Genomic DNA, 17156 nt, shown 5'->3' with positions numbered 1-17156 from the left:
GGCTGGGCCGGCAGCGGATCAACCGGTCCGGTGCATTCTGAAACAGAGCCATCAATTCAACATGATCCAGATCAAGATGACTACCCCAACAGGTATCAAGCCACCTCTGTACCGCACGCTGCACCACGCGCTGCGTCACCGGCTCTGCGGGGTCACCCTGTCCCTGTTGACGCTGCTGGCGCTGCTGGCCATGTCCGTCGCCATGCCGGCACGGGCGCAGGTCCAGCAGTTGCCGACGATCGAGCTGAGCGCGGGCATGCACCGGATCGAGGCCGAACTGGCCGCCAACTCGACCCAGCGCCAGATCGGCCTGATGAACCGCCCGTCGATGCCGCCCAACCACGGCATGTTGTTCGTGTTCGACGGCCCGGACATGCACTGCTTCTGGATGCGCAACACACTGCTGCCGCTGTCGATCGCCTTCCTGGCCGACGACGGTCGCATCGTCAACATCGCCGACATGCAGCCGCAGAACGACACTTCGCACTGCCCCCGCGAGCCGGTGCGTTACGCGCTGGAGATGAACCAAGGCTGGTTCGCCAAGCGCGGCTTCAAGGCCGGCGACAAGATCGGCGGCGGGCCGTTCGCCAAGCGCTGACACCGCCGCGCCGACGGGCCCAGACGCTCAGCGCGTCTTCGCCAGGATCTTGTTCTTCAGCTCGGTCAGCATCGCCAGCGCGATGTCGCGGCCAGCCTGGATCGAGCGCTTGCGGGCCGAAAAATCGGCGCTGGAGATGCCGTTGAGCTTCGGCCGGAGGACCACATCCGCCTCCCGAAGCTCGAAGTTGTTGATGCTGCGGCCCATGATCGAGAAGGTCTGCAGCAGCATCTTCATGGCGTCGCCGGTGGCGGCGCCTTCGGGCGGCGACGAGATGTCGACCGCGATGATCAGTTCGGCGCCCATCTGGCGCGCATAGCGCACCGGCACCGGCGCGACCAGACCGCCGTCGACGTATTCACGCCCGCCGATCGTGACCGGCTGGAACACCGCCGGCACCGAACTGGACGCCCGCACCGCCGTGCCCGCGTCACCACGCCGGAACAGGATGCCCGAGCCGTCGTCGAGGTCGGTGGCGACGATGCCCAGCGGCATCTTCATCTGCTCAATGGTCTTGCTGCCGGTCTGGTTGCGGACGTAACGCGCGAGCGCCTCGCCGCGGATCACGCCGCGCAGCGGGAAGGACCAGTCGGTGATGGTGGCCTCGTCCATCGTGTCGGCCAGCTTCGCCAACGCCTGGCCGTTGTGGCCGGACGCATACAGCGCCGCCACCAGACTGCCGGCCGAGGTGCCGACGACGAGGTCGGGGCGGATGCCGTGTTCCTCCAGCACCTGGATCACGCCGATGTGCGCGAAGCCGCGCGCGGCACCGCCACCCAGCGCCAGACCGATGCGCGGCGGCTTCGGGGGCGTGGGAGGCGTTGGCGGAACCACCACGACCGGCGGCGGCTCGACCACCCCTCCCGGCGAGGACGCAGCGCCGTCCGGCGGTGTGGTCGGCACGGTCGGCAGCGTGCCGCCGGAGGCGTCGATCCCGCCCGCCACCACCGGCGCCTGCGGCCCGCCCGGTGCGGTCGCGCAACCGGTGATCAGCAGCGTCAGCGCGACGGCCAGACCGCCGAGGTGGCGCCGCACGGCGTGGGCGGCCGGTTGCAAGGACGGAAGGGGGGACAGGGTCGGAGCGAAACGGGTCGGGGCAAACATGGCCAGATTCTAGGGAGCGGCCCCAGCGGTCCAGATCGCCGCTTTCCTCGTCATATTCCACGGACCCATAAGCATCATCTGAATATGTAGTTTGTTTATATGAAGCCTGTCTCTAGAGTCGCGTCCCTGGTCACTGGCCCCTGTTGCCGGCGAGCCGTGCACAACCACTGGACCTCATGGACTGGCTTCCTCCCATCGACTGGCTCGCGATCTTCAGCGGCTTTGGCATCGGCCTGATCGTCGGCGTGACCGGCGTCGGCGGCGGCTCACTGATGACGCCGCTGCTGATCTCCGTCTTCCACCTGGACAAGGCCGTCGCGATCGGCACCGACCTGTGGTTCGCCGGCCTGACCAAGGTCTCGGGCTCCTGGGCGCACCACCGCCACGGCCACGTCGACTACAAGATCACCACGCTGCTGCTGGCCGGCAGCATCCCGGCCTCGATCGGCACCACCGCCTGGATGCACATGGTGGGCATCACCAAGCAGGCCGACAGCCTGCTGAGCTTCGCGCTCGGCATCGCGCTGGTGCTGACCGCCGTGACCATCATCCTGCGGCCGGTCTGGCACCGGGTCGGCCTGTGGCTGGAGCGCTGGATCACCGACACGCGCCGCCCCTGGCTGACGCTGGTCTGCGGCGTGATCCTGGGTGTGCTGGTCTCGCTCAGCTCGATCGGTGCCGGCGCACTCGGCGCGACGCTGATCCTGCTGCTCTACCCTCGCCTGCCCACGCCGCGCCTGGTCGGCACCGACATCGCCCACGCCGTGCCGCTGACCCTGGTGGCCGGCATCGGTCACGCCACGCTAGGCAACGTGCATTGGGCCTTGTTGATCGAGTTGCTGATCGGCTCGGTGCCGGCCATCTGGATCGGTGCTCGCCTGACCAAGCTGTTGCCCGACATCTGGACCCGCGTGGCCCTGTCCTGCGCGCTGCTGCTGGCGGCGCGGAAAATCCTGCTGATCGCCTGACCCGCTTCAACCGACGCCCTTCGCCGACGACCGCCATGTACCAGTACACCGACTTCGACCGCCAGTTCGTGCGCGCCCGCGCCGACCAGTTCCGCGACCAGCTCAAGCGCAACCTCGCCGGCCAGCTCGGCGACGACGAGTTCCGCCCGCTGCGGCTGCAGAACGGCTGGTACATCCAGCGCCATGCGCCGATGCTGCGCGTGGCCGTGCCCTACGGCGAGCTCAACAGCCGCCAGCTGCGCGCGCTGGCCCAGATCGCCCGCGAGTTCGACCGCAGCTACGCCCACTTCACCACCCGGCAGAACGTCCAGTACAACTGGATCCCCCTGCCGCAGGCGGCCGATGTGATGGACCGGCTGGCCAGCGTGGACATGCACGGCATCCAGACCAGCGGCAACTGCATCCGCAACATCACCAGCGACGCGCTGGCCGGCGTGGCGGCGGACGAGGAGATCGATCCGCGCCCCTACTGCGAGATCCTGCGCCAATGGAGCACGCTGCACCCCGAGTTCGCCTTCCTGCCGCGCAAGTTCAAGATCGCGGTCAGCGGTGCCCGCGAGGACCGCGCCGCGATCGGCTGGCATGACATCGGCCTGAAGCTGGTGAAGAACGCGGCCGGCGAGATCGGTTTCCGGGTCCAGGTCGGCGGCGGCATGGGCCGCACGCCCATCATCGGCAGCGTCATCAGCGAGTTCGTGCCCTGGCAGCAGATCCTCGTCTACATCGAGGCCGTCGTGCGGGTCTACAACCGCTACGGCCGGCGCGACAACGCCTACAAGGCGCGCATCAAGATCCTCGTCAAGGCCGAGGGCCAGAAGTTCTTCGACGCGGTCGCGGCCGAGTTCGCGGCCATCCTGGCGCATGACGTCGACGGCGACGCCCAGATCGTCACGCAGGCCGAGTTCGACCGCGTCAACGCCTGTTTCGTAAGGCCGGCCGGTGTCGTGCCGCGCGCCGAGTTCGACGCCGCTGCGGCCGCCGCGCAGACCTCCGCACCGAAGGCCTACGAGCGCTGGCTGCAGCGCAACGTGCACGCCCATCAGGTCGCCGGCTACCGGGCGGTGACGCTGTCGGTCAAGCGCGCCGGGCAGGCGCCGGGCGATGCCACCGACGTGCAGATGGACCTGGCCGCCGACCTGGCCGACCGCTACAGCTGCGGCGAGCTGCGCGTCACGCACGACCAGAACCTGCTGCTGCCCTGGGTCGCGGCGAGTGACCTGCCAGCCCTGTACGAGGCGGCCAAGGCGGCCGGCTACGCCACGCCCAACATCGGCCTGGTGACGGACATGATCGCCTGCCCGGGTGGCGACTTCTGCGCGCTCGCCAACGCGCGCTCGATCCCAGTCGCCGAGGAACTGACCGCCCGCTTCGACGACCTCGACGAGGTCTTCGACATCGGCGAGATCGACCTGCACATCAGCGGCTGCATCAACAGCTGCGGCCACCACCACAGCGGCCACATCGGCATCCTCGGCGTCGACAAGGACGGCACCGAGTGGTATCAGCTGACGCTGGGCGGCTCGGACGGCTCGGACCACGCGCCGGTGGCCGTGCCCGGCAAGGTGATCGGGCCGTCCTTCGCGGCCAGCGAGGTCGCCGATGCGGTCGAGGCCATCCTCGACACCTACCGCGCGCAGCGCCTGTCGGGCGAGAAGTTCATCGACGCGGTGCACCGGCTCGGCATCGATCCCTTCAAGGTCGCCGCCAACGCGCAGCGCACGGCCACGGCCCGCGCCGAAGCCTGAGTTCGGGCCCGACCGTCATCGAGATCTGGAACCCACGACCATGAAGTTCATCACCACCCACCACGACCCCGCCTGGACCACCGTCGGCGGCGAGGACGGCCCGTCGCCGCACCCGATCGCCCGTGACGGCCAGCTGCTCACGCTTGAGCAATGGCACGCCGTGCGCGACACCTGGCCCGCCGGCCTGCGCACCGGCGTGATCCTGGCCAACACCGACGACGTGGAGAACCTTGCAGGCGACCTGCCGCGCCTGGCGCTGGTCGTCCTCGAGTTCCCGAAGTGGGTCGACGGCCGCGCCTACAGCCAGGCCCGCCTGCTGCGCCGCCGCTACCGCTTTGCCGGTGAGGTGCGCGCCCGGGGCGACGTGCTGGTCGACATGCTGCCGCTGCTGCAGCGCTGCGGCGTGGACGCGGTGGTGCTGCGCCATGACCAGTCGGTCGAGGCGGCCGAGCGGGCACTGGGCTTCTTCGGCGGCCACTACCAAGGCGATGTGAGCGAGACCCGGCCGCTGTTCAAGCGTCCGGCCGATGCCGCCTGGAAGGCCGATGAGGCCGAGTTCGTCAACGCCGGCGCGGCCATCTGAGCGCGTCGACACGGAGCCACGACATGGGTGCCATCGACCTCTACGCCCGCGAGAAGCCGGGCTACGACGACCGCCTCGCGCAGGCCGTCCAGACGCTGCGCGAAGCCGCCGCCGCCCACCCGGGCCGCGTCGTGCAGGCCACCAGCCTGGGCGCCGAGGACATGGTCGTCACCGACCTGATCCAGCGCCACGGCCTGCCGATCGCGATCGGCACGCTGCAGACCGGCGCGCTGCACGCCGAGACCGTCGCGCTGATCGGCCGTCTGGAGACGCACTACGCGCCGCAGGGCCTCAAGGTCGAGGTCTACGAGCCGAAAAACGAGTCCGTGATCACCTTTGTGCGCGACCACGGCGACAAGGCCATGTACGACAGCATCGCGCTGCGCAAGGCATGCTGCGGCATCCGCAAGCTCGAACCGCTGTCGCGCATGCTGGCCGACCGCAGCGGCTGGATCACCGGCCTGCGCCGCGAGCAGTCCAACAGCCGCGGCGGCATGCAACGCGTCGAGGCCGACGACGCCGGCCGCGCCAAGTTCAACCCGCTGATCGAATGGACCTGGAACGACGTGTGGCACTACATCGCCAGCCACGGCATCCCCTACAACCCGCTGCATGACCAGTTCATGCCCAGCATCGGCTGCGCGCCCTGCACCCGCGAGATCGCGGTGGGCGAGGACTTCCGCGCCGGTCGCTGGTGGTGGGAGGACGAGAACGCCAAGGAATGCGGCCTGCACGTCCACCAGGCCGAGGCTGGCCAGGGCTGAAGCCCCGGACCGCCCCCCGACAATCACAAGCCATGAACGCCCCGACGACCATGACCCAACTGCTGCCCGACGTGGACCATCGCCACCTCGATGCCCTCGAGGAAGAGGCCATCTTCATCCTGCGCGAGGTGGCCGGCGCCTTCGAGCGCCCTGGCCTGCTGTTCTCCAGCGGCAAGGATTCCTGCGTGGTGCTGCACCTCGCCGAGAAGGCCTTCAAGCGCAAGGTGAGCGCAGCGGGTGAACGCCCGCGCTTTGCCGGCAAGCTGCCGTTCCCGCTGGTCCATGTGGACACCGGCCACAACTTCCCCGAGGTGATCCAGTTCCGCGACGAGCGCATCGCCGAGATGGGCGAGCGACTGATCGTGGGCCACCTCGACGAGTCCATCGCCAAAGGCACGATCCGCCTGGCCCACCCGCTGGAATCGCGCAACGGCCACCAGACGGTGACGCTGCTGGAGACCATCGAGGAACACCGCTTCGACTGCATGATCGGCGGCGCCCGTCGCGACGAGGAAAAGGCGCGCGCCAAGGAGCGCATCTTCAGCCACCGCGACAGCTTCGGCCAATGGCAGCCCAAGGAACAGCGGCCCGAGCTGTGGAGCCTGTTCAACACCCGCATCAAGCCGGGCGAGCACTTCCGCGCCTTCCCGATCAGCAACTGGACCGAGCTCGATGTCTGGCTCTACATCGCTCGCGAGAACATCCCGCTGCCCGGCATCTACTACACCCACAAGCGCGAGATCTACCGCCGCAAGGGCCTGCTGGTGCCCGTGACCGAGGTGACGCCGCCGGACGCGAGCGACGTGGTCGAGACGGTCGACGTGCGCTTTCGCACCGTTGGCGACATGACCTGCACCTGCCCGGTCGAGAGCGACGCGGCCACCACCGCCGACATCGTCGCCGAGACGCTGCAGGTGACGGTCTCCGAGCGTGGCGCAACCCGCATGGATGACCGCACCTCCGAGGCGTCGATGGAGCGCCGGAAGAAGGAAGGCTATTTCTGACGGCCCCCACGCTCCCTGTCGGTCGCTGCCCCCCGAGGGGGCTCATGCAGCGGCCCGGCGGAGCCGGATCCGCGCATGCGGCTTGAAGAACACGAAAACACACATGAGCACTTCACACATTGATGCGAGCGCCGAGCTGGCCCACAAGGCGCTGCGCTTCCTGACCGCTGGCAGCGTGGACGACGGCAAGAGCACGCTGATCGGACGCCTGCTGTTTGACAGCCGCGGCATCCTGGCCGACAAGCTCGACGCGCTGGAGAAGCGCGCCGCCGGTGCGCCGATCGACCTGTCGCTGCTGACCGACGGCCTGGAGGCCGAGCGCGAGCAGGGCATCACCATCGACGTCGCCTACCAGTACTTCGCGACCAAGACGCGCAAGTTCATCATCGCCGACGCCCCCGGCCATGAGCAGTACACCCGCAACATGGTGACGGCGGCGGCCGGCTCCGATGCGGCGGTCGTGCTGGTCGACATCACCAAGCTCGACACGTCCGTGCCCGAGGTGGTCCTGCTGCCGCAGACCCGTCGCCACAGCCTGCTGGCCCGGCTGCTGCGCGTGCCGAGCATCGTCTTCGCGGTCAACAAGCTCGATGCCATCGACGCCGGCAGCCAAGCGGCGTTCACGGCCGTGTCGATCGCGCTGGAGAAGTTCGCGGCCGAGGCCGGCATCACCGTCAAGGGCATCGTTCCGGTGTCAGCCCTGCGCGGCGACAACGTCGCCACGCCGTCGGCCAACTGGGACTGGTACACCGGCCCGACGCTTCTGCAACTGCTTGAGACCCTGCCCGTGACCGATGAGGCGCACGACGGCAACCTGCTGGTGCCGGTGCAATACGTCGCCCGCGACGAGGGCGAAGGCACCGGTCATCAACACCGTGTCTTTTGGGGCCGCATCGCCCACGGCAGTGTCAAGGCGGGCGACGCGGTGCAGATCTTTCCGAGCGGCGAGACCGCCATCGTGGCGGCCGTGCGCCATGCCGGTCTGGACGTCGACGCCTGCGAGGCCGGCCAGTCCGCCGGCATCGTGCTGGACCGGCAGGTCGACGTCTCGCGCGGCGACTGGATCTTCACGCCCGGCAGCAGCCGCACGGTGCAGGAGTTCCAGGCCACCCTCGCCTGGCTGGACACCGAGCCGGCCGTGCTGGGCCGCAAATACTGGGTCCGCCACGGCAACCGCTGGGTGCAGGCCCGCATCACCGAGATCGCGCACCGGCTGGACATCAACACCCTTGACGAGGTGGACGCCCACCAGCTCGGCGTCAACGAGATCGGCCACGTGACGATCCAGACCCAGCAGGCCCTGCCGGTCGAGGCCTATGCGGCCAACCGCGTCGGCGGCGCGCTGATCGTGGTCGACCCGACCACCAACCGCACCAGCGGCGCGCTGCTGGTGCAGGCCGCGGCCTGAGGCCTCGGGAACCGGTTCGGGATCGGACATCGGGATGGGCCGCGTCGTCTTCATCGGTGCCGGACCGGGTGCCGCCGACCTGATCACCGTGCGTGGGCTGGCCCGTCTGCGTGACGCGGACGTGGTGCTGGCCGATGCCCTGATCGACCCGTCCCTGCGGGCCGAGGCGGCGCCCGGTGCGCGCTGGATCGACGTCGGCAAGCGCGGCTTCAGCGCCGACAGCACCGGCCAGGCGCGCATCAACACGCTGCTGGTCGATAGCGCCCGCAGCGCCCGGCTGGTGGCCCGCCTCAAGGGCGGCGATCCGAGCCTGTTCGGGCGCCTGGAGGAAGAGCTTCAGGCCCTGGCCGAGGCCGGCATCGCCGCCGAGGTGGTGCCCGGCATCAGCGCCGCACTGGCCGCCGCCGCGATCACGCAATGCCCGCTGACGCGCCGCGGCATCGGTCGCAGCGTGGCCTTCAGCACGGCCATGACCCAGGCCGGCGCGCTCGAAGCCCGTCGCAGCGCCGACACCGAGGTCTTCTACATGGCCGGGCGCCAGCTCGATGCGCTGGGCACCAAGCTGGCCGAGGTCGGCTGGCCGGCCGACACGCCCGCGCTGGTGGTCTCGCGCGCCGGCTGGCCCGACGAGCACATCAGCCAACACACGGTCGGCACGCTGGCCGATGCGAACGAAGGCCACGCCGGCCGACCCACACTCGTCACCGTGGGCGTGGGCGCCCGCGCCGTCCAGGCGCTCGATGCGCCGCCTTCCGACACGCTTGCCGGCCAGGATTGACCGGGATCACCACAGAGTTCCCGACCCGCCCCCCTAAAATCGCCCGCTTGTCCGCCGACCCGGCCGACAGGCTCCCCACACGCAACCAGCTCCCCTGACATGACCCACGTCGTCACCGAATCGTGCATCCGCTGCAAGTACACCGATTGCGTCGATGTCTGCCCGGTCGATTGCTTCCGCGAAGGCCCGAACTTCCTGGTCATCGACCCGGATGAATGCATCGACTGCGCGGTCTGCATCCCCGAATGCCCGGTCAACGCCATCCTCCCGGAAGAGGACGTGCCGGCCGACCAGCAGAAGTTCATCAAGATCAACGCCGAGCTGTCGCCCAAGTGGCCCAGCATCACCAAGCGCAAGGCCGCGCTGCCGGACGCGGACGCGTGGAAGGACGTCAAGCACAAGCTTGACGAACTCAAGCGCTGACGCCCGTTCCTGACCCGGCCCCGCCCCCGGTGTCGACCCAGGACGAGACGGTGCCCGACGAGGTCGACTGCCTCGTCGTCGGCGCCGGCCCGGTCGGGCTCTACCAGGTCTTCCAACTCGGCCTGCAGGAACTCTCCTGTGCCGTGGTCGACACCCTGCCCTTCCTGGGCGGGCAGTGCGCCGAGCTCTACCCCGACAAGCCCATCCACGACCTGCCTGGCCTGCTGGCCTGCAGCGGCGCCGAACTGGTCGAGCGGCTGAACCGCCAGCTCGAACCGCTGCGCCCGCGCAGCGTGCTGGGCCAGGAAATCGTGTCGCTGACCGCCGAGGCCGATGGCCGATGGCGGCTCGCCGACGCCGCTGGCCGCGTCTGGCTCGCCCGCACCGTCGTGCTGGCCGCAGGCGTCGGCGCCTTTGCGCCCCGGCGCCTGAAGCTCGCCGGCATCGAGGCCCTCGAAGGCCGTCAGGTCTGGCACCGCGAGCCCCGACCGGACGATCCGATCGGCGCCCTTCCCTGGGTTCATGGCGGCGACGACCGGGCGCTGGATGCCGTCTTCGCACTGGTCGAACGCGGCGCGCCGGCCGTCCACCTGCTCTACCGCCGCGACACCTATCCGGCCCACGCTGAGCGGGTCGCGCGACTTGAACAACTGATCGCCCAAGGCCGCGTCGTGCGCCACGTCGGCCAGCCCGAGGCCCTGCGCCTGGACGAGTCCGGCCAGCTGGTCGGCATCGCCTGGATGGCCAGCGACGGCGGCTCGCCCGAACACGCCGCGAGCGCCCTCCACATCAGCCTGGGCCTGAACCCGCGGCTGGGCCCGCTGGCCGACTGGGACCTTGGTCTCGCCCGCAAACAGGTGCCCGTCGACCCGGCAAGTTGCGAGACACGCCTGGCCGGCGTCTACGCGGTCGGCGACGTCTGCAGCTACCCCGGCAAGCTCAAGCTCATCGTCTGCGGCTTCCACGAAGCCACGCTCGCCGCGCACGCCATTGCCCGCCGGCTGCGGCCCGAAGCGCCGCACATCCTCGAATACACCACCAGCAGCGCACGGCTGCAACGCTTGCTGGGTGTCGATGCCCTCCCCGGCGGCACCGACTCTCGCTAGAGTCGGAACCCATGCGAAACAAGCGCTCGATCGCGTCCCTGCTCGGCCTGGTCTGGCTTCTGTTGCTGGCCACCCTGATGTCGACCGCCCGGGCCGGCGAGGTCGCCAACCGCGTGCGCGAACGCGGCCAGCTGCTGGTCTGCATCTGGCCGGCCTACCAAGGCATCAGCCACCGTCACCCGCGCACCGACCACCTGGTGGGCCTCGACATCGACCTGTCGATCGAGCTGGCGCATGACCTGGGCGTCGCGCTGCGGCACGTCGACTCGTCCTTCCAGACCCTGATTCCCGACCTGCTGGCAGACCGGTGCGACGTGGCGATGTTCGCCATCGCGGTGCTCCCGCAACGGGCCGCCCACCTGAACTTCAGCAAGCCCTACCTGAGCAGCGACATCTACGCGGTCACCACACGCAGCAACCGCGTCGTGCGGCGCTGGGAAGACATCGACCAGCCGGGCGTGCGCGTCGCGGTGCAGGCTAGCACCTTCATGCAACCGGTGATGGCGCGCACGCTGCGCCTGGCCACGCTGGTGGTGGTCGAGCCGCCGGCGTCGCGCGAACGCGAGCTTGAATCTGGCCGGATCGACGTCTTCATGACCGACTACCCCTACAGCCGCACCTTGCAACGTCAGGAGTGGACCCACGTGATCTCGCCGCCGCAGCCGTTCAACGTCGTGCCTTATGCCTACGCGGTCAAGCCGGGCGATGACGCCTGGCTGCAGCGGATCAACGACTTCGTCGGGCGGATCCAGCAGGACGGCCGGCTGGCCGCAGCAGCCCGGCGCCACGGCCTGGCCGACATCGTGGTCCGGCCATGACCGGCACGCGAACACCGGCAACGGTTCCGCTTGCCCCGGCGGGCACCCTCGGACCGGCCATCGCCGAACCCGGCCCGCTGGACACGTCTGGCAGCTTCCGGCGCACGTCCAGCGCCTACCTGCCCTGGATCGGCCTGACCCTGCTGGCTGTGCTGCTGGCCTTCGCCAGCGCACTGGCGATCACGCACCGGCAGCACATCCTCGACAACGAGCGCGCCAACACCGAACTGGTGGCCCGCACGTTGGAGGACCTCAGCTCGCGCCACCTCGACACCGTCAAGCTGGTGCTCGACAACGTCGGCCTGCGCACCCGGCAGCTGCGCAGCGCCCAGCTGGCCGAGTTGGACCGCGACCTGCCTGGCGCGGCACGCACCTCGCCGCTGATCCGCAGCCTGTCCATCGTCGACGACGCCGGGCGCATCCGGGCCAGCTCGGCGCCCGACAACCACGGCGCCCAGATCGACATGGGACGCCTGCTGCGCCCGCGCAGCGCCAGCCAGTACCGCATCGGCCCCTGGTTGCCCGGCCGAGACCTGGTGCCCGCCCTGGTGGCGCCGTCGCAGCTGGCCGCATCTGCGACAGCGGGCACGCCCGTGCCCCCTCGCACCCTCGAACAGATCGGCCTGTCGACCCTGGTCCACGGGGCCAGCAGCGCCGACGGCGAGAACCTGCACCTGGTCGCCGCCCTGAACACAGACTTCCTCGGCAGCGCCTACGAGCTGGCGCTGCAGAAGAGCGCCAAGCGCGCCGCGCTGGTCAACATCCACGGCATGGTGATGGCGATCACCGACAACGCCCGCGTCCAGCCTGGCGCGACGATCCGCTTCAGCCCGGCCATGCAGGAACTCATCAGCCAGTCCGAGCACGGCACCTTCAGCGGACCCGGCCTGGACGGCAACGAGGCGATCTCCGCCTACCGCAGCCTGCGCGAACACCCTTGGCTGCTGCTGGTCGAGCAACCCACCTCGGACGTGATCTCGCAGTGGCGCGACGACGTCGGCTGGCTGCTGGCGGCCAGCCTGCTGCTGGCCTTGCTGATCAGCGCGGCCACCGGTGCGGCCTGGCGTTCGTTGCGCACCCATGAAGCCCTGGAGCGCGAACTGGCCGGCACCAAGGCCGGCCTGGAGGAAAAGGAGCGCTCGCTGCGGGCGGTGATCGAGGCGGCACCGGCGCCGATGTTCGTGCTCGATGCAATGGGCCACTACGCCATGGTCAACCAAGCCTTCGAGGACTTCCTCGGCGTGGAGCGCGAACAGCTGCTCGGTACCGGCCTGCCGCTGGCCGCCCATTTGCAGCAGCTGGCCTATCACCCGCTGCACGACAACGCGGTCTGGAAAGGACGTGGGCGCAGCCACTACCTCGACGACCTGCCCGGCGCCGACGGCCGGCTGCGCGAGGCCCTGGTCAGCAAGGTGGCCATCCTGCGCGAGGACGGCCGGCCCAACGCCGTGATCGGCAGCATCACTGATGTCACCGAACTGCGCGAGGCCGAGCGCCACACGCGTGAAGCGATGCAGAAGGCCCAGCAAGCCAGCGAGAGCAAGAACGAGTTCATCGCCAACATGAGCCACGGCCTGCGCACCCCCTTGCAATCGGTGCTGGGCTTTGCCGAGCTGGGCAAGTGGCACAGCGGCGAACAGCCCCTGCTGCGCGAGATGTTCGACGACATCCACCGCACCGGCAAACGCATGCTGGTGATGGTCAACGACCTGCTCGACATGTCCAAGCTCGAAAGCACGGTCGGCAACATGCACCGCGACGTCACCGACGTTGTCACGCTGACGACCGAGGTGCTGTCCGAACTGAAGGCTCGTGCCACCACCCAGCAGGTCAGCCTGCGGACCTTCGGCCTGCTCCTGCCTCACGACGGCCCGGACAGCGTCGCCAGCCGGTCGAGTGCCAACGAACAGACCGCCTGGGCCGATCGCATGCGGCTGCATCAGGCCCTGCGCAACGTGCTCGACAACGCGCTGCGCTTCGCACCGCCGGGCAGCGCCGTCGACATCGACCTTGACCGCGGCCCCGACGACCGCCTGCACTGGACCATCAAGGACGCCGGCCCCGGCGTGCCGGACCATGAACAGGCCTACGTCTTCGAGGCTTTCTTCCACGGCCTGCGCAACCGCGACGAGACCGGCAGCTTCGGCCTGAGCCTGGCCATCGCCAGCAAGATCATGCAGGCCCATGGCGGCAGCCTCTGGTGCGAGAACCTGCCCGAATCCGGCGTGGCCTTCCACCTGCATCTGCCGGGCGGCATCTCCGGCATCTCCGGCAGCGCCGCAGTCTCCGAGGGCGCCACCCTGGCGACCAGCAGCCCGCGCCACCACCCCTTCGACGCATGAACACCCAAGGGCGCGCGCTGCGTCCGGGTGTCGACAACGTCGTCGTCACACGACAAACGCGACCCCCTTGCGCGCCTCATCATTTCCAGCCTAGAATCGCTGCTTCAGCAAACAGCTGATCCCCGATAGCTCAGTTGGTAGAGCGCCGGACTGTTAATCCGTAGGTCCCTGGTTCGAGCCCAGGTCGGGGAGCCAAACAAGCAAGGCCTTGCATCTCACGATGCAAGGCCTTTTTGCTGTGTCCGCGCATCAAGATGAGTGTTGCTGGATGAGCACTGCATCGCGTCAAGGTCGCCGACCGGCGCGGCCGGCTGCACGAGCCGTGCGGCGGGCTTCGGCTCAGACGGCTGTGAAGCCGTTGTCGACGAACAAGTGGGTGCCGTTGACGAAGCTCGCCTCGTCGCTGGCCAGGAACAAGGCGGCGGCTGCGACCTCCTCGGGTTCGCAGATCCGGCCCTGGGCCACGGCCAATGCGGCGTCGGAGACGTCCACGCCGAACTGGCGCAAGGCCTCGAGTTCGCGCAGGCCGTGCGGCGTGCGGATGAAGCCGGGGCAGACCGCATTGCAGCGGATGCCGCGGTCGCGGTACTCGACCGCGATGGCACGCGCGAACATGTGACAGGCGCCTTTGGTGGTGTCGTAGAGCACCTCCATCGGCGTGCCGGCCACGGCCGAGATCGACGAGGTGCAGACGATCGCGCCCTTGCCCTGGGCCAGCATGGCCGGCAGCACCGCGCGGGTGACGAGGTACATGCTCTTGACGTTCACAGCCATGAGCCGGTCCCATTCGTCCTCGGTGGTGTCGAGGAAGGGCTTCACGATCAGGCTGCCCGCATGGTTGAACAGCACGTCGATGCGACCCCAGCGCGCCAGCACCACAGCGATCGCGGCCTGGACCTGCGCGGCCACAGAGACATCGGCCACCACCGCGATCGCCTCGCCGCCCGCCTCGCGGATGCCCTGCGCGGTCGCCTCGGCGGCTGCGGCCTGGATGTCGAGCACCGCCACGCGGGCGCCTTCACGGGCGAACAAGGCCGAGGCCGCCCCGCCGACGCCGGTGGCGCCGCCGGAGATCACGGCGATCTTGTCTTTCAGGCGATCGGCCATGTCCTGTGTCCCGGTCTCGTGGCTGCCGTGTTCACGGGGTGGCCTGCAGCGCGCGCTCGGCGGCGGCGATCTCGGCCTGTCGACGCAGCACCTCGTCGCCCACCGGCGGTCCCTGGAAGCGGCGACGCTCGAAGCCGAACCAGACCACAGCCGTCAATGCCAGGAAGGCCAGCGTGATCGGCAGTGCGTTGTCATTGGGCGGCTGCACACCGAGGAAAAAGACGATCAGCACCGCCAGCACGGCCAGCACGCCGACGACGCGGAACATCGGCCCCATGCTCCACGGCCCCATGGTCGTCCAGCTGCTGCCGTAGGCCCGCACGCCCGCTGCGATCGGCAGGCCGTAGGACAGGAAGATGAAGATCACCGTGACCGACACGATCGTCGTGTAGGCGGGCGTGTAGAGCGTGAACAGCAGCGAGATGATCGCGGCGGTCCAGATGGCGGCCACCGGGGTCCGGAAGCGGGGATGGATGCGCTTGAGTTGGGCCGATGCCGGCAGGCCACCGTCGCGGGCGAAGGCGAAGATCATGCGCGAGGCCGACGTCACCGTGGCCAGACCGCAAAGCAGTTGGCAGACCAGGATCAGCACGTAGAGCACGGTCTTGAGACCGGCCGGCAGCACCGCGCCGAGCGTGTCGAAGAAGACGTTCCAGCCACTGGCCGCCGCCTTGTCCATGTCAGGGATGGCCAGCACGAAGGCGCTCAACATCAGCCAGCCAAACAGCGCCGACCAGATCACCGAGTTGATGATGCCCTTGGGCACGGCACGCGCGGCGTTCTGCGTCTCTTCGGCGGTATGGGCCGAGGCATCGAAGCCGGTCACCGTGTAGATCGGCAAGAGCAAGCCCAGACCGAACAGCAGCAGCATGTTGTCGGTGGCCGGCCAGACGTCACCGCCGGCTGGACCGCTGTAGTTCTTGAACGTGACCAGGCGGGAGAAGTCCCACTGCGGCGCATAGGCCAGCAGCGCAACCGTGAGCCCGACCGCAACCGCGAAGATCAGGTAGCCCGACAGGTCCGTCAGCCTGGCCGTGGCACGGATGCCGACATGGTTGACGATGGCCTGCAGCAGCGTGATGCCCGCGACAAAGGCCGCCTGCAGCCCGAAGCTGGTCTCCAGTCCCAGCATCGGCCCGAAGGCGCCGATGAAGTAGTTGTAGGTGCCGACGTTGATGGCGCCCAGCACCGTCACCAGACCCAGCAGGTTGAGCCAGGCGGTCAGCCAGCCAAAGCCGCGCCCGCCCAGGATCGAACCCCAGTGGTAGAGCCCGCCCGCCGTCGGGTAGGCCGAGCCGATCTGCGCCATGCACAGGGCAAACAGCAGCGTGAGGGCACAACCCACGATCCAGCCGACGCCGATGGCGCCGCCACCCAGGCCGCTGATGCCCTGGCCGAGCGAGTTGATGCCGCCCGACAGGATGCAGATGATCGAGAACGAGATGGCGAAGTTCTGGAAGCCCTTCATGTTGCGCGCCAGCTCCTGGGCATAGCCCATGCTGTGCAGCACCTTCAGGTCTTCATCGTCGAGGTTCGGATGTGTCGGACTGGACATCGGGTTCTCCGGGTCTGCGCCCCTGCCAGCGAGCGAGTGCCGGCGGGTATGCGTGCATTGGCGCACGCACAGGCAGCCCGGAACAATCCAGTTTTGGCAAGCTCGCCGGGCTAGTCGACCTGCACGAACACGCGGCCAGCCTCGATCTTCACGGGGTAGCTGCGCAGGGCTTGCGTGACCGGCGAGCAGGTGGGCTGGCCGTTGCGCACGTCGAACTTGCCCTGGTGCAGCGGGCACTCGATCTCGTGGCCTTCGAGGAAACCGTCGCACAGCCGGGCGTTGCCGTGGGTGCAGAGGTTGTCGGTCGCGTAGACCTCGTCGCCCACGGTATAGACGGCGATGTCGCGGCCGGCCACGGCCACGCCGATGACGTCGTCGCCGGGCAGGTCGGCGGCGGCGAGGGCATCGGTCCAGTTCGTATCGCTCGTGTTGTCGCTCATGTCGTGTCTCTGGGGCAGATCAGATCGGATAGATGATCGAGTTCGGGATCATCTCGGTGTCGTAGATGCATTCGCGGGAGGCGAACTTCAGCCCGGCCGGCGTGCGCACCACCACGTCGAGGTAGCGGCCCACGTTGAAGACCGTGCTCTCCTGCGACAGCTTGGTGCGGAAGACCGCGTAGTTGGCCTCGCTGCGGATGTGTCCTTCCGTGACCTCGCGCACCACCGGCGCGCCCACGATGTGGCGCTGGTAGTAGGGGTCGTGGAAGAGCGTTTCCTGGATGCCGTAGACGCGGTCCTTGAGCATGCCCTTGCTGTTGAAGGCGAGCGTGGCCAGCGGGAAACCGCGCTCATGGTTCTCGCGCGGCTGCAGGCGGTAGACGCAGTCGTCGGTGAAGAACTCGGGCCACAGG

Annotated in this window: 17 protein-coding genes and 1 tRNA gene; 13 read left to right on the top strand and 5 right to left on the bottom strand. The window is 68.9% G+C overall.

Annotation, left to right across the window (positions count from 1 at the left end):
- Positions 1-76: 76 nt before the first annotated feature.
- Positions 77-598 carry a DUF192 domain-containing protein gene (locus EV685_RS19765; protein ID WP_130483797.1) on the top strand — a complete coding sequence of 174 codons (522 nt, stop codon included), beginning with the start codon at positions 77-79 and terminating at the stop codon, positions 596-598.
- A 27-nt stretch (positions 599-625) separates the two neighbouring features.
- Here EV685_RS19765 and EV685_RS19760 read toward each other — a convergent pair whose 3' ends face one another.
- Positions 626-1702, bottom strand: a complete 1077-nt coding sequence (locus EV685_RS19760) for a patatin-like phospholipase family protein (RefSeq protein ID WP_130483796.1) — start codon at positions 1700-1702, stop codon at positions 626-628.
- A gap of 176 nt (positions 1703-1878) precedes the next feature.
- On the opposite strand from EV685_RS19760, the gene EV685_RS19755 reads away from it, so the two are divergent.
- The 12 genes from EV685_RS19755 to EV685_RS19700 all read left to right on the top strand — a co-directional run bounded on the left by EV685_RS19755 (position 1879) and on the right by EV685_RS19700 (position 13836).
- Positions 1879-2670: a sulfite exporter TauE/SafE family protein gene (locus tag EV685_RS19755; RefSeq protein ID WP_130483795.1), complete on the top strand. Its 792-nt coding sequence runs from the start codon at positions 1879-1881 to the stop codon at positions 2668-2670.
- 35 nt (positions 2671-2705) lie between these two features.
- The gene (locus EV685_RS19750; protein ID WP_130483794.1) at positions 2706-4415 is read left to right on the top strand and encodes a nitrite/sulfite reductase; all 1710 of its coding nucleotides are present in this window, start codon (positions 2706-2708) and stop codon (positions 4413-4415) included.
- 40 nt (positions 4416-4455) lie between these two features.
- Complete coding sequence (locus tag EV685_RS19745; RefSeq protein ID WP_130483793.1) at positions 4456-4998, top strand: DUF934 domain-containing protein; 543 nt, start codon at positions 4456-4458, stop codon at positions 4996-4998.
- 23 nt (positions 4999-5021) lie between these two features.
- Positions 5022-5762: a phosphoadenylyl-sulfate reductase gene (locus EV685_RS19740; RefSeq protein WP_130483792.1), complete on the top strand. Its 741-nt coding sequence runs from the start codon at positions 5022-5024 to the stop codon at positions 5760-5762.
- 32 nt (positions 5763-5794) lie between these two features.
- Positions 5795-6766 (top strand): sulfate adenylyltransferase subunit CysD, encoded by a 972-nt coding sequence (cysD, locus tag EV685_RS19735; protein ID WP_130483791.1) that lies wholly within the window; start codon positions 5795-5797, stop codon positions 6764-6766.
- 103 nt (positions 6767-6869) lie between these two features.
- Positions 6870-8174, top strand: a complete 1305-nt coding sequence (locus EV685_RS19730; protein WP_130483790.1) for a sulfate adenylyltransferase subunit 1 — start codon at positions 6870-6872, stop codon at positions 8172-8174.
- Positions 8175-8208: 34 nt separating this feature from the next.
- Positions 8209-8952, top strand: coding sequence for a uroporphyrinogen-III C-methyltransferase (gene cobA, locus EV685_RS19725; protein WP_130483789.1), 744 nt, complete (start codon positions 8209-8211; stop codon positions 8950-8952).
- A gap of 99 nt (positions 8953-9051) precedes the next feature.
- A complete protein-coding gene (gene fdxA, locus EV685_RS19720) occupies positions 9052-9375 on the top strand; it encodes a ferredoxin FdxA (RefSeq protein WP_130483788.1) in 324 nt (107 codons plus the stop codon).
- Between the two features lie 29 nt (positions 9376-9404).
- On the top strand, positions 9405-10481 hold the full coding sequence (locus EV685_RS19715) for an NAD(P)/FAD-dependent oxidoreductase (protein ID WP_207224876.1): 1077 nt from the start codon (positions 9405-9407) through the stop codon (positions 10479-10481).
- Positions 10482-10492: 11 nt separating this feature from the next.
- A complete protein-coding gene (locus tag EV685_RS19710) occupies positions 10493-11299 on the top strand; it encodes an ABC transporter substrate-binding protein (protein WP_130483787.1) in 807 nt (268 codons plus the stop codon).
- Positions 11296-13641 carry a sensor histidine kinase gene (locus EV685_RS19705; RefSeq protein ID WP_130483786.1) on the top strand — a complete coding sequence of 782 codons (2346 nt, stop codon included), beginning with the start codon at positions 11296-11298 and terminating at the stop codon, positions 13639-13641. The genes EV685_RS19710 and EV685_RS19705 overlap by 4 nt, the downstream gene beginning before the upstream one ends.
- Before the next feature lie 119 nt (positions 13642-13760).
- A tRNA-Asn gene (locus tag EV685_RS19700) sits at positions 13761-13836 on the top strand.
- Positions 13837-13980: 144 nt separating this feature from the next.
- Here EV685_RS19700 and EV685_RS19695 read toward each other — a convergent pair.
- The 4 genes from EV685_RS19695 to EV685_RS19680 all read right to left on the bottom strand — a co-directional run.
- The gene (locus EV685_RS19695) at positions 13981-14748 is read right to left on the bottom strand and encodes an SDR family NAD(P)-dependent oxidoreductase (protein WP_130483785.1); all 768 of its coding nucleotides are present in this window, start codon (positions 14746-14748) and stop codon (positions 13981-13983) included.
- A gap of 31 nt (positions 14749-14779) precedes the next feature.
- Complete coding sequence (locus EV685_RS19690) at positions 14780-16303, bottom strand: amino acid permease (protein ID WP_130483784.1); 1524 nt, start codon at positions 16301-16303, stop codon at positions 14780-14782.
- A 110-nt stretch (positions 16304-16413) separates the two neighbouring features.
- Positions 16414-16743 carry a non-heme iron oxygenase ferredoxin subunit gene (locus EV685_RS19685; RefSeq protein WP_130483783.1) on the bottom strand — a complete coding sequence of 110 codons (330 nt, stop codon included), beginning with the start codon at positions 16741-16743 and terminating at the stop codon, positions 16414-16416.
- Positions 16744-16762: 19 nt separating this feature from the next.
- Positions 16763-17156, bottom strand: a 394-nt coding sequence (locus tag EV685_RS19680) for an aromatic-ring-hydroxylating dioxygenase subunit beta (protein WP_130483782.1), incomplete at its 5' end; no start/stop codon positions are given.

This window comes from Sphaerotilus mobilis (assembly GCF_004216565.1).
GTDB lineage: Bacteria > Pseudomonadota > Gammaproteobacteria > Burkholderiales > Burkholderiaceae_C > Sphaerotilus > Sphaerotilus mobilis.
This window is presented reverse-complemented; position numbering and strand designations above follow the sequence as displayed.